The sequence below is a fragment of the Bacillus sp. F9_6S_D1_P_5 genome, assembly GCF_054823925.1.
Window position 1 is genome coordinate 1 of record NZ_JBTREW010000005.1, and the last position, 13,251, is coordinate 13,251.

The following is a 13,251-nucleotide window of genomic DNA, read 5'->3' on the forward strand; positions in this document are numbered from 1 at the left end:
GAAATCTCTCCTTTTCCTCTTTTTATCAGTGTTGACACATAAAAAGAGGCTCAGACACAAAAACAGGCTGTGGAGAAGACTTTCTCCACAGCCTGATAAAAAGGCACTTTATAAGTGCCTTTTTTACTTACCAGAAACAAATTTCAAACGAATACATGTTACTTATCTTTTTCTTTTATCTCCATCAACAGCTCAATAATTTTCTCATTTTGCTCCACTTGTTTCTCTGAATTTTGATAGATGCAACGAATCCACCCTAATACAAAAATAACTACAACTATCGGCAATAGTGCAAGTATTATACCGAATATAGAGAAATTAAACATCATTTTCCCATCACCTCGCTACATACAAATTTCTCCATACATCTACTAAAACCTGCAAAATTTTACAAATAAAAAAAGAACCTATCAAACGATAGATTCTTCTTTTGCAAACTGAGTAGAACGCCCTCTCGTAATCGAGAAAATCGCACAAAGCAGCGCTAATATAATAAAACCGCCACCTACCCAAGCGTTATATATAACAGATGATTTTTCAATAACAACTCCGCCTACTGTTGAACCGAGCGCAATTCCTAAGTGAAGCGCAGAGTTATTTAAACTTTGCTGAATACCAGCTGATTCTGGTGCAATTTCAATTAAATAATTTTGTTGTGCTGGCGAAATAGCCCAGCTCAGCATACTCCAAAGTCCCATCATAATAATGAAGAGCGGGAATGAGAATGTCATCATTGGCAATAGGAAGATCGCACAAGCAAATACTATAATAATTGAGATAATACTTTGCTTCGATCCCCATTTATCCGCAAGCCAGCCACCGAAGCCGCCACCAATTACTGCTGCGATCCCGAAAATGAAGTAAAATACACTAATCCAATTCGCTTCCACATGCATCACATCTTTTAAAAATGGTGTTAAATATGCATATAGTGTTAAATGACCCGTTAAAAATAAAAATGATGTTAACTGTGCACTTACGATTTTCTTATCTTTTAACGTAGCAATTTGCTCTCTTATTGATAATACCGATGTCGGTGGTACTTTCGTTAAGAATAATGAAATACATGCGATTGCCATCACTGTTAAGATCGAAATAAGTACAAATGGTGCACGCCATCCGTATGCATTTCCGAGTACAAGGCCGAGCGGTACTCCAAGTACAAGTGAGCCACTAATACCCATGAAAATGATTCCAATTGCACGCGCACGAAAATGCGGTTCTACTACGCTAGAAGCAAGTGTTACTGACAGTGCAATAATAAGCGAACCACTCGCCGCACACACAACCCTCGAGAACATTAACATCCCGTAATTCACACTAAATGCCGAAATAATATTTCCGATTAAGAAAATTGATAATGCCCCAATATATAATTTTTTTCTTTCAAACTTACCAGTTACCGCTAATAAAACCGGACCTGATAAAGCAAATACTACTGAAAATATTGTTATAAGCTGACCAGCTGCACTAATAGATACTCCTAAATCATTGGCAACTAAATCGAGCGTTCCTCCTATAATTAGCTCAACCGTTCCGACTACGAAAGCCGCGATAGCTAAAATATACACACGAAAATTCAAGTCTTTCCCCACGCTTTCTATTTTGGTTACTACGATTATAGTAACCAAAATAGAAGTTGAACACAAGTACAATTTTTTTACATAAAAAAGGTAGGCGTATTATATGCCTACCCTTCAATCATGACACTTCATTTTTATTCTTCTTATTTAAATACCAATATACCGGCAGTCCAGTAAAGACAATTCCAATTGATAAGAAACAACTTACCGGATCATTGATAATTGCACTACCAATTACAAAGAGCGAACCTAAAATCGCGACGATTGGTACGATTGGGAATAACGGTACACTGTATGCACGCTCTTTATTCTTATTACGTTTTCTTAAAATGAAGACACCAATAAACGTCATTACATAGAAAATATAAATAATGAATACGGAAATCTCAGATAGCTTATTCGGATCACTAATAATCATTAAAATAATCCCTAAAATGATTTCAACAGTAATCGCATTTGCTGGTGTTTTAAATCTTGGACTTTCCTTTGCAATAAACTTAGCAAATGGAAGTTGTCCACGTTCTGCCATCGACATCGGAATACGTGGGAACGTTAAAATCTTTCCATTTAAACAACCAAAAATAGAAACGATAATACCTATACTAATAATTTTCCCGCCATATTCTCCAAGTAACATGCCCGCAGCTGTCGCTGTGGCATTTTCTCCAAGTTCTACAATTTGCGTTGCTGGTAATACATTTAATAACGCTAAGTTAATTAGTACGTAAGCAGCTGTTACAATTAAAATCCCAACTGTCATGGCTTTCGGTAATAACTTTGTTGGATTCTTCATTTCTCCACCAATCGAAGCAAGTAGAATCCAGCCATCATACGCAAATAACGTTGCTAAAATTGCCATCCCGATACTTTGATTTTCCGATATCGGCACAACTACGTTAAAGATATCGCTATTTCCTTTCCAAAAACCTAACACAACAATTAAAACAATCGGAATCATCTTCCCAATTGTCGTAACCGTTTGGACGATACCTCCATATTTTGTTCCCATACTATTTACAACGCCAAGGAACACCACTGTTCCAATTGCAATTGGTAAATTCCATACTTTATCTAAATAGAAAAAATTAATCATTAAAGAACTAAAGTACAACCCTAATGTTCCAATAATAGCTGGTCCATAAACAATCGTTTGCATCCAGCCTGATAAATATCCCCAAAAACTTCCGTAAATCTCCTCTAAATACGTATACAACCCACCATTTTTCGGGATTTGCGCTCCAATTTCAGCTACTGTTAAACCACTCGCTAGCGTCAACAGACCACCAATTACCCAAGCAAGAATCGCCATATTAGAACTCCCCGAGTAATCTAATACGCTACCTGGTTTCATAAACACACCAGATCCAATAATCGTTCCTACTACGATAGAAAGTGCTACCGTTAAACCAATTTTGTTCTTCTCATCATGATGCATGCTGCGTATCCTCCTTCCAATCCTAGTGTGATGCAAAAATGAAATAAAAAAACACTCCTCCCTAAAAAAGGGACGAGTGTTGTATTCGTGGTTCCACCCTTGTTTCAATTCGTAAAGTAACACACTTCACCAATTTCTCAAGTCTAAATAACGGTTTTTGCCGGCAAGCAATTACTAGGTATCCGTTCACTGCTGCAGTTCAGAGGTGGTAATCCATTTTTTCGTATTAGGAAGCTCACAGCCAAAGGCTTCCCTCTCTGAGAATCGTAAAAAATTGATCATGTCCTCATCATCACTTCTTGATGTCGAATTTTGTAGTTATTGTTCATTATATTGAATTGTTAGAAAAAATCAATATATTTTTTTATATAACATACGAAATATTTCTCTTCTTATATTATAACAGAAGTTACGACACTTCTCTAATTCCCTAGTATCTTCGGAACAGTGTAGCGGTAAAAAATTATATCAGTGATTTTTCAAATATATCGATTTACCAACAAAAAACGACAATAAGTAAGAGGAGACTTTCTAAAAGAAAGTCTCCCCACATACATACCTTCCTGTTGCCCACACGAAAGATACGACTTCATTTAATTATTTCTCATCTTTTTTCATAAGAAATTTGTGGTGCGGTAAATCAACATTCAACGCCTCTAATTGTTTCTTTTCATTCTCTAAAATCGCTTTTGCTTTTTCTTTCGTTGCCTCATCTAATCCCGCAAAGATGTCTTCATGCCTCTCTTTCTCTGGAAGTTTCACACCTAGTTTTGTTAATTCTTCTTTTGCTTGCTTATGTGTTAATTTCCCGGACTTTTCCTGTTCAAAAATAGACTTTGCTTTTTCCTTTGTTGCTTCATCTAAGTTAACAAGTATGTCTTTATGCTTACCCTTCTCTGGCATTTTCACGCCTAACTTCGTTAATTCCTCTTTTGCTTGTTCACGTGTTAATTTGCCGGATTTCTCTTGCTCCAAAATTGATTTTGCTTTTTCTTTTGTTGCTTCGTCTAAGTTAGCAAACATGTCTTCATGCTTACCCTTTTCCGGGAACTTCACACCTAGTTTTGTTAATTCTTCTTTTGCTTGTTCACGTGTTAATTTACCGGACTTTTCTTGCTCTAAAATTGATTTCGCTTTTTCTTTCGTTGCTTCGTCTAAGTTAGCAAACATGTCTTTACGTTTTTCTTTCTCTGGAAGTTTTACACCTAGCTCCTCTAACTGTTTCTTTGTATCATCCATAATCGTTTTTACTTTTTGTTTTGTAGCGTCATCTAAATCTTTTTTCGCCGTTTTTGTAGCTTGCTCAGCTGCTGGAGTATTCGTTGCCGCGAATGCCGGAATACCAACTCCTCCAATGATTCCGAATGATAAAGCACCTGCAATCGCTAAATACCCAACTGTTTTCTTCTTCATAGGAAATTTCCTCCTTCATATTTCTAAAGCATGTACACTTTCGTATACAATGCCTATAGTAATGTTGGTTTCTTAAAATTCCCTTAACGACTTAACAAAAAAACACCGCTCATCCCGAGCGGTGTTTTTCTATGCTTTTTGTAATTGTAATTCTTCACGTTCCATTATTCTTCTTAATACAATTGTTTGTGTCATTGTAAATAAGTTACCTGTTATCCAGTACAACACAAGTCCTGATGGCGCCGCAAATCCCATAAATAGAATCATTGCCGGCATCATAATTTGCTGCATTTTAAGCATCTGCACTTGTTCTCCAGGTGTAATATTAGATTGGAAAACTTTCATCTGAATAAATGTCGTTAACGCTGCAATAATCGGTAATATATGATAAGGATCTGCATGTCCTAAGTTCACCCATAAAAACGAAGATGTGCGAATCTCTTCTGTTCGGCTAATCGCATAATACAAAGCAGAGAAAATCGGCATTTGTATTAATAGTGGCCAGCAACCAGCAAGTGGATTCCAACCGCCTGATTTCATTAGTTCTGACATTTCTTTTTGATACTGCTTTTGTTTTTCTAAATCTTTACTTACATCACCGTATTTTTTCTTTAGCTTCTGCAATTCAGGTTGCATTTTTTTCATTTTCGCTTGGCTACGATATTGCGAAACAGCTAACGGAATCATTGCTGAACGAATAACGAGCGTTATAATAATGATAGCAATCCCGAAGCTAGCTCCCGGTATATGATGAGCAACAAATTGAATCATAAACGAGATTGGATATACAAAATAGTGATCCCAAATTCCCGTACTATGTGCATCAATTGGGGCTGCATTACTGCAACCAGATAAAACAAAAACAAATAATAATGATAAACTAACGAGCACAGCTCGGTATGATTTTAACATGTCCATTCCTCCAATGTTTCGTAATTATTTAGCGAAACATTGGTGTATACGGACCGACCTCGTCATTCTCTTCACTTGATTCTTGTCTGCGTACAGAACGAATCATTCCATATTTATAAAAAATTGAAAATAGCGGTACATTCTTCGCACTATCTTCACACGTATCAACTAACGCAAAAGCTCTTTGTCTACCGCTTGATGCTTGCTGACGCACAAAGCGAGAAATGTTAGCAAGGAAGAAAACTTCTAATAAACAAAGCGCTGTCGTTACAAACGATATATATAGAATTGCATCCTGCAATAAAAATTCCATCGCTTCACATCCTTAATAAGGCCATTTTAGCACATTAGGCAAACATTCTCTATTTCCTTTTATCGTCAAAAAAAGTATTTTGCATATTTTCTCAAGAAAATAATAATTAAGAAACATTGTATTCGCTTTCTTTAGTATATTCACACACATCAATGAATAGGCTTGATTTATTAGAAATTTATAAAATTTTTGCATTATAATAAAACTATTGCCAGTTTTTGAAAAAACCTTTATTCTCTTCTTGTAATCAAAAATGAATATGGAGATGAAACATACTATGGGTCAACTAGGAGACGCCGATTACGTTCCCGACACCGCCTTTTTATCCTTCCCAGCAGCTAAAACATTTCACTTAGAATTTATCATACAGTTGGTTGTTATTTTCGTAGCCTCTATTTTGTATGCAATTTCTATGAATATGTTCTTTATCCCGCATAACATGATTAGCGGTGGATTCGCTGGTGTAGGGATGATTATCGGTTATTTAATGCACTACAATATCGGTGCACTTATCTTTTTACTAAACATTCCTCTTCTTATTTTAAGTCACTTTTACTTAGGCAAGAAGACAACCTTTTTAACAGCGTACTTTGTAGCTGTATCATCGTTAGCGATGAACATTATCCCGGTACACCAAGTTTCAGACGATATTTTACTTTCTTCTGTATTTGGTGGTGTAATCTGCGGAGCAGCTTCCGGAATCATATTCCGATTTGCTTCTTCAACAGGTGGATTTGATGTTGTTGGATTAATTGTAGCGAAATATCGCGATGTTTCAATTGGAGCAATCATCTTCGGATTCAACTTAATCTTACTTGTTGTAGCAGGATTCATTTTCGGATGGGATATTACACTTTATACGTTAATCAGTCGATTTGTAGTCAGCAAAGTGCTCGATGCTGTGCATACGAAACATATTAAATTAACGATAATGACAATTACAGAAAAAGGCGAGGAAATAAAAAGCGCCCTACTACATCACGGCATACGTGGCGTGACAATGGTAGATGCTGTCGGCGGCTATACAAACCATAAGAAAAAAATGATTTACACTGTCGTGACTCGGTATGAGTTAGGCGAAATGAAACGTATTATCCGTCAAGTGGATAACAAAGCATTCATGAACATTACTGAAACAGTTGAAATTGTCGGCCGTTTCAAACGCATATAAAAAAGGTCAATACATGAAAGGGCATCACATATAATATGTGATGCCCTTTGTTATTCAACACACACTCTCTTTAGCATAATAAAATCACTACGTTTATTACTACAAATCGGAGGATAGCATTCCATATACAATACTATCTGTCCATTCATCTTTATTCCAAAAATCTTGTATGAAATGGGCTTCCTTTCTCATGCCTACTCGTTCACACAATTTTTGTGAAGCTGTATTACGTGCATCAAGATTAGCTTGTATACGATGTACATTACATTCATTAAATAATTTAAATACCAAACTACTTACTGCTTCTGTTGCCAAACCTCTCCCAGCTACTTCATTTGAAAAACTATAACCAATCTCAACAGTGTCTTTCATATTTGTATACCACACAGATAAATCACCAACTACTTTAGTCTTGTATATAACTGCCAAACTTAATATCGATTCTTTAGTAAGTACATTGTTTGCTAGCTTCTTATTAAATTTCTCCTGCATGTCTTCATGAGTCCACTTATTATGTAATAGAAACTTACATGTATCATCATTATTATAAATCGCAAATACATCCTGTAAATCAGTCCTCTTAAAAGGTCTAATTATTAATCTTTCTGTTGTGATCTCCAAGTTAGCCCTCCTCCCTTTCATTCATACTGCAAAACATTTTTATAGTATTTAAGTCCCCTTCTTATATGCCGCCTTGATTACATATTTCATCATAGTAAATGAAAATCCTTCTTCCACTAAACTGCACCGTTAATGGTATTTCCTTGCGGTTTTTATTTTTTACACTTATTACAAAATCAGATAATTCTATTATTGTGACCCTAAATGTGTTATAATGAAAGCAGACTCACAAAAAAAGAGTATATAGACTTGGAAGTTTCTCTTATTTTACAAGCAAAAAGAAACGAGCAGTCGGGTATATTTCAGACACCATACACGTAACGGTTTAAAAAACCGATCACTCTTCAATGATCTTTTTTATAAAAAGATACGTACAACTAAAACTCACTTCAATATACTATACCTACCTTTTTGACTTCCAAATCATCTTATTACATAAGGAGATGAACATATGAATCAATATATACGATATACAATAGCTGTCCTGTTTGCTATTATCGGCGGAACAATCTGCTTCTGGACAAACACTCAGCTTGGAGAGAATATCATTTTTAATGGAATCGAGACACTTGTAAGCGCTTCAATTTTAGGCGGATACATTTTCTTCCTCTTCAATCCAGAAGAAAATGCACAAAAAACAATGTTATTAACAATGATCGGAATCGTTGGCGGATGTATTTCCTACTCAATGACTAACTATACATTACCACTTCAATTAAGCTCAGCTTTCTTCCACGGTCTATGGACTTGGTTCATTGCATTCTGCCTAGCAGACGTATTCAACCTATTACAAGACAATGAAGAAGAAAACGGTCGCCAAATTGAAAGTAACTCGTAAGCTGGAAGATATTCTTCCAGCTTTTTTTGATTGGTTTGCATACCCCGGTTAGTATCTATCATAATATATCAGCGATTCTCCAAATATATCGGCGATTTCTCCACTTATATCAGCGATTTTTTCATTATATCGACGGTTCGACACAGAATATCGACTTACCGACAATTTTCGGCAAACTATTTATGCTCTATACCCCGGCACTACGATAAAAAGAAGCTACCCAACGGTAACTTCTTTTCCACATACCCCACTTCGTATTCACTAAAATATATCAACGATTTTTCAAATATATCGATTATTTCTCCACTTATATCAACGATTTTTTCATTATATCAACGATTCGACGCAGGATATCAATTTAACGACATCCTTCGACAACCAAAACATAGAACATACCCTATCCCCCAAGCAATTTACTGCCGAACTCTACGATTAGAAAGATAATTAATAGGATCGCGAGTATCTTTAATGCTACATATGCCACTTTAAAAACAACATAAATGAGCAAGACTATCAAAATAATTGATAAAATTTCCATATTTACTTCCTCCAAGCTTTGCTCTTCCTATCTCATTTTACTCGCCCTAGACTGTTTATGGAACGGCATAAGATGACATATAAAAAAAAGGATACCTCACCCATCGTAAGATACCCTCTCTTTCAGCTGCTCAAACCATTCTCTCTCTAATTGTAAATATCCCATCTCACTCTTCTCAGCGCTCTTTAATTCTTTATCAGCTTTCTTCATATAAGTACGGGACGCTTCCATATTGCCCTCTAAATATTTAATAATTCCTTGTGTACGGTAATATCCGTTTAGGTCCATTTTTGTAATGGCCTTTGCATGTTCCTTTGCTTCTTGCAAAGAAAGACTGTCCATCTTATAAAGGGCTTTATATAAAAGGTACCAACTATGAAAACTACTAACGAAAAACTTATTTTCTTTCGTTACAGGTAGTTGAACAATTTGTTTTATATACGGTATCGCTCTTTCCATTCCCTCTTGATCCGCACGAGCAAAAAAGACGAGCATAAGTCTACTCATTATCTCTCTTATGCCTTTATTCTCTTTTATTTTTTCCTCACTAAGTTCTACTAATCTTTCATCCCAATCTTTCGGTCTTTTATAACTAAATAACTCACTCGATATTTGAATCTCATATAAATGATTTCTAGCTCTTTCATCATCCTTAATTAAAATAAGAAATTGCATCCCATCACTCATAAGTGTTCCTTTTATCGGTACAATTGTAACTGCAAAGATTGCAAAATGGAAAAAGGAAAAATATAAAAGATATTGATAATAACTTACCATGTATATGTAACCGGAAGTAATACCAAATAGTAAACTCGTAATCGGTCCACCTAAAGTGAGCCAAGCCCATTTTTTCGAAAGATTAGGTGTCTCTATAGAAGGTGGTACTAGTGTTGCAACACCTCCAAAGTACGCCCATAATTTATTTTCTCGAATGCGCAATTTTCCTTTTTCTTTTTGAATAGTAATGGGTCCTACTGTCATAAATTTAAATGTCAAACCACCTATTACACCAAATACTACATGTCCTAGCTCATGAATGGCTAACACTAACAATGCAATTCCAACTATTGCCCATAGGTTCAAAATTACTTCTAATTTCCCAGTTCGGATTACTCCGTATAAAATGGACAGAATTAGCGCCACTGTCATTGAGCCAGCTGGCCTTCTTAAAATATCCACCTTTTTCTCCCCTTAATAAATCATTTTTCTCTGCATTTCGTACATGAACTTCCCGAGATGCAATATCCAAATAAATGAGATTAAACCAATTAACACAAAATCGATATCACTAGCAGCTGTATATATAACGGCAGCCCACCATACATATGCCAATATTGTATTCGTAAATTCATATGCTTTATATCCAGCCTCATGCACAATGTGCTTTAATCCTTCATCTGCGTTTTTCGTCCACATTTTCATAGATTCCATATACGTTACACCTTGTTCAGGATATAGCTTATTATAACGATTTTTTGTTATGAGTCCGATAATTACTACAGTAGTTAAACAAGCAATAGAAGCTACTAAATTCCACACCGCAAATGAAACATTTGTATCCTGCAACAGTGCACGTCTACATGTAATAACTGCATATACAAACCATGCCTGCGTAACTATATCACCTACACGTAAATATATACTTATAATGCCTAATTTTCTACCTTGTACGCTCTCTTCTTCATCGCGTGCCTCTGCTAACATACGTGTATTCTTCCATGTGTAGTACATCATTAAGATTCCAAAAATAGTACATATACCTATAAATGTATTGGATGACAATTTTCTCGGTTCATCCGAGAGTAAATTTAAAGCTATATAGGATGTTAAAAAGCCACCCATCATACTTAATGCTATTTTCCCCACAGAATCAAATTGTTTTTTTAGCTTACTCTTCATCATCCTCTTCCCCCTCTACTAACGTAAATATTTCCTCCACCGGTACATTGAAAATTTGTGCGATTTTTAGCGACAATACGATAGATGGTGCATAATCCCCGCGCTCAATTAAACTAATCGTTTGCCGCGATGATCCAATCGCTTTCCCCAAATCCCCTTGTGATAAACGATGCTTTGCTCGCAATTCCCTCACTCGATTTTGAAGCTTCATGTCTTCCCTCTTTTTCATTTATTTAATTAAAATTGTAAATAATATCCTTATTTTTGTCAATTATAATTGTCATTTTGACGTTAATAATTGACAATTATAATCTATGGAACTTTAAACTGATAAACAAACAAAAACTTATTAAAATAAAAAAGGCAGTGCATCTGCACTGCCTCCCTAAATTTTGACATAGAATGGATTCCATATTAACTTGCGTTTTGTAATAATGCTCGTTTTAACTGTTTACGGAAACGAACTCCTAACGTAATTGCTACAATCACAATTACTCCAAAAATGATTTTTCCGATGTGACCTTCTAGCACTCCAAAAATATCCTGTAAGTTGCCACCTAACCAGTAACCACCAATTAAGAAGAATGATACCCAAAATAGAGCACCAGAGTAAATTGTAATCGCAAAACGACGGAATGGTAAGTTAATAATTCCTGCAAAATATCCTGTAAAATGACGTACACCAGGAATAAAGAAACCGATAAAAATTAGGAAATATCCATACTTATCAAACCACATTCTTGTTAAGTCGATTTTTCTTTGTGTTAAAAATACGTATTTCCCATACTTTTGAACAAAGGGCATTCCTAATTTATTTCCTAAAAAGTATTGGATTGTCATTCCTACACTTGTCCCAATAAAGGATAGGATAATTAAAATCGGTAAACTTAAATCGCCTTTCTGTGCTAAAAATCCCGCATATGCTAACGTTGGCTCTCCCGGAAACGGAAGTGCAATATATTCTAACAGCAAACCAACAAGTACAACATAGTACCCGTATTGCTGAAATAATTCATGAATCCATTCCATGTCATCTCTCCTTTCAATCACGTACAACTTCTTACTATTATTGTATAAAAAAATTGTCGAAATAACTATCACAATAGCTTACATTTTTATTACATTTTTGTAAGACTTACACTAAGGTTTTCTGTTCTTTATTTGATGCTATCCATTATCATTTTAAAATGAGCTAACAACTATATATCGTACGAATTAAAGGAATTAATATACATTTTTTATCCAGTTTTTAACACCTGAAAGCCACCTTATTTTGTTCTCAATAAAAAACCACCACAAACTCATACTAACTTCATATTAGCTTCATATACGTATTGTAAGATTATATCGGAATTTGTTGAAAAATTTAACCAATATATGACTAAGCATTAAACTGAATAAATATAAGTCGTTTTTCGAAATTGAAAAAAGGGTGAATAAGAAATGGAAGCTTATAAAATGCACGATTTTATTAATACAAATGTTGAGTCTCATCAAAATGAAACCGTTTTTAATTTACACATATGTGAAACAAATGAATTTGACGTAAGTTTAACGAAATCTACTACACTATCTTTTATCGTTTCAAAAAAGAACATTAAAATTGTCACGAAAAAATGGATTAATTCAAATCAAGAAAGCATGATTGGCAAAAGCTATATCATTCCAACGAAAGCTTTTCACTACTTTTTACCAATTATTTCTGAAACTGAAGATGAATTAAATATTCAAGTGCAAAGTTTTGGACTACATGGTGAACTTTTATTAAATGAAAGATTACTTATTGATAAAAACAACAAATACAATGCCAAAATTACTACTTTCTTTGAAACATTAGATGAAAATGTAAATAAAGTATTAAGGGGTTTGCAAATTCATTGTATGTAAGACTATTACAATAGCAAAAAGGAGAATATAATGAAAAAACTATTATTAAGCGCACTATTATCATTAGGATTTTTAACTATTCCATTCACAAATGCTGAGGCAGCTACAACGAACGCTCAACTAATTGTAAACACGAAGTTAAATAAAATGGATTATTATCAAAATGGAAAATTCATAAAGAGTTTTACTGTTGCTACTGGAAAAACAACTACTCCTACACCTAAAGGCACTTTCCAAATCGTAAATAAAATTAAAAATCGTCCTTATTATACAGGCAAAATTAAAGGCGGAGATCCACGTAATCCACTTGGTGACCGTTGGCTCGGACTAAACATGGCAGGAACTTACGGAACAACTTATGCGATTCATGGTACGAACAATAATCAGGCAATCGGCAAATGGACAACACTAGGTTGTATTCGTATGTATAACAATGATATACACTGGTTATTTGAGCGTATTCCCCAGAAGGCTACTGTCACTGTAAAATAACCTATCAACACGATTTACGTGTAGCCAAGAATTTTATGTCTTGGCTTATTTTATTTCTTCATTTACAGTAGCAAAACAACTGTATTTACATATATAATAGGAATAGATTGTGTTAAATAACATCCAAACATTGATAAACATGGATATTA

Annotated in this window: 16 protein-coding genes and 1 other annotated feature; of the genes, 4 read left to right on the forward strand and 12 right to left on the reverse strand. The window is 34.8% G+C overall.

The genetic code is table 11. From position 1 onward, the window contains the following. Positions 1–158: 158 nt before the first annotated feature. The 6 genes from ACUXEY_RS07820 to ACUXEY_RS07845 all read right to left on the reverse strand — a co-directional run bounded on the left by ACUXEY_RS07820 (position 159) and on the right by ACUXEY_RS07845 (position 5,656). Positions 159–329 (reverse strand): hypothetical protein, encoded by a 171-nt coding sequence (locus ACUXEY_RS07820; RefSeq protein WP_461300422.1) that lies wholly within the window; start codon positions 327–329, stop codon positions 159–161. A gap of 81 nt (positions 330–410) precedes the next feature. Then, positions 411–1,595, reverse strand: coding sequence for an MFS transporter (locus ACUXEY_RS07825; protein ID WP_461300423.1), 1,185 nt, complete (start codon positions 1,593–1,595; stop codon positions 411–413). A gap of 106 nt (positions 1,596–1,701) precedes the next feature. Next, entirely contained in the window at positions 1,702–3,018 is a 1,317-nt protein-coding gene (locus ACUXEY_RS07830) for an APC family permease (protein ID WP_071758414.1), read from the reverse strand. Between the two features lie 65 nt (positions 3,019–3,083). Beyond that, positions 3,084–3,320 (reverse strand) — a binding site (T-box leader). A gap of 295 nt (positions 3,321–3,615) precedes the next feature. Further along, positions 3,616–4,431, reverse strand: a complete 816-nt coding sequence (locus ACUXEY_RS07835; RefSeq protein WP_429601111.1) for a hypothetical protein — start codon at positions 4,429–4,431, stop codon at positions 3,616–3,618. A gap of 129 nt (positions 4,432–4,560) precedes the next feature. Further along, positions 4,561–5,343 carry a membrane protein insertase YidC gene (gene yidC / locus ACUXEY_RS07840; protein ID WP_166705491.1) on the reverse strand — a complete coding sequence of 261 codons (783 nt, stop codon included), beginning with the start codon at positions 5,341–5,343 and terminating at the stop codon, positions 4,561–4,563. A 28-nt stretch (positions 5,344–5,371) separates the two neighbouring features. Further along, positions 5,372–5,656 (reverse strand): hypothetical protein, encoded by a 285-nt coding sequence (locus ACUXEY_RS07845; protein ID WP_166705490.1) that lies wholly within the window; start codon positions 5,654–5,656, stop codon positions 5,372–5,374. A gap of 277 nt (positions 5,657–5,933) precedes the next feature. Here ACUXEY_RS07845 and ACUXEY_RS07850 point away from each other — a divergent pair, with 277 nt between their 5' ends. Next, positions 5,934–6,827, forward strand: a complete 894-nt coding sequence (locus ACUXEY_RS07850; RefSeq protein ID WP_166705489.1) for a YitT family protein — start codon at positions 5,934–5,936, stop codon at positions 6,825–6,827. Between the two features lie 99 nt (positions 6,828–6,926). Here the strand turns inward: ACUXEY_RS07850 and ACUXEY_RS07855 are convergent, their stop codons facing one another. After that, positions 6,927–7,448 carry a GNAT family N-acetyltransferase gene (locus ACUXEY_RS07855; RefSeq protein ID WP_166705488.1) on the reverse strand — a complete coding sequence of 174 codons (522 nt, stop codon included), beginning with the start codon at positions 7,446–7,448 and terminating at the stop codon, positions 6,927–6,929. Between the two features lie 451 nt (positions 7,449–7,899). Between ACUXEY_RS07855 and ACUXEY_RS07860 the strand changes: the two genes are divergently transcribed. Continuing rightward, the gene (locus tag ACUXEY_RS07860) at positions 7,900–8,286 is read left to right on the forward strand and encodes a DUF3938 domain-containing protein (protein WP_001077770.1); all 387 of its coding nucleotides are present in this window, start codon (positions 7,900–7,902) and stop codon (positions 8,284–8,286) included. A 397-nt stretch (positions 8,287–8,683) separates the two neighbouring features. On the opposite strand, the gene ACUXEY_RS07865 is transcribed toward ACUXEY_RS07860, so the two are convergent. From ACUXEY_RS07865 to ACUXEY_RS07885, 5 genes are all read right to left on the reverse strand, one after another. Next, positions 8,684–8,824 (reverse strand): DUF3985 family protein, encoded by a 141-nt coding sequence (locus ACUXEY_RS07865; RefSeq protein ID WP_000404758.1) that lies wholly within the window; start codon positions 8,822–8,824, stop codon positions 8,684–8,686. Between the two features lie 96 nt (positions 8,825–8,920). Further along, complete coding sequence (locus tag ACUXEY_RS07870; protein ID WP_429601113.1) at positions 8,921–9,973, reverse strand: zinc metalloprotease; 1,053 nt, start codon at positions 9,971–9,973, stop codon at positions 8,921–8,923. Between the two features lie 42 nt (positions 9,974–10,015). Then, a complete protein-coding gene (locus ACUXEY_RS07875; protein WP_461300425.1) occupies positions 10,016–10,723 on the reverse strand; it encodes a DUF3169 family protein in 708 nt (235 codons plus the stop codon). Continuing rightward, positions 10,713–10,934 carry a helix-turn-helix transcriptional regulator gene (locus tag ACUXEY_RS07880; RefSeq protein ID WP_000776168.1) on the reverse strand — a complete coding sequence of 74 codons (222 nt, stop codon included), beginning with the start codon at positions 10,932–10,934 and terminating at the stop codon, positions 10,713–10,715. The genes ACUXEY_RS07875 and ACUXEY_RS07880 overlap by 11 nt, the downstream gene beginning before the upstream one ends. A 203-nt stretch (positions 10,935–11,137) precedes the next feature. Beyond that, positions 11,138–11,752, reverse strand: a complete 615-nt coding sequence (locus tag ACUXEY_RS07885) for a DedA family protein (RefSeq protein ID WP_166705485.1) — start codon at positions 11,750–11,752, stop codon at positions 11,138–11,140. Between the two features lie 414 nt (positions 11,753–12,166). Between ACUXEY_RS07885 and ACUXEY_RS07890 the strand changes: the two genes are divergently transcribed. Further along, positions 12,167–12,610: a DUF3978 domain-containing protein gene (locus ACUXEY_RS07890; RefSeq protein ID WP_063222170.1), complete on the forward strand. Its 444-nt coding sequence runs from the start codon at positions 12,167–12,169 to the stop codon at positions 12,608–12,610. Positions 12,611–12,640: 30 nt separating this feature from the next. Then, positions 12,641–13,102, forward strand: a complete 462-nt coding sequence (locus tag ACUXEY_RS07895) for a L,D-transpeptidase (protein ID WP_166705484.1) — start codon at positions 12,641–12,643, stop codon at positions 13,100–13,102. Positions 13,103–13,251 lie beyond the last annotated feature (149 nt).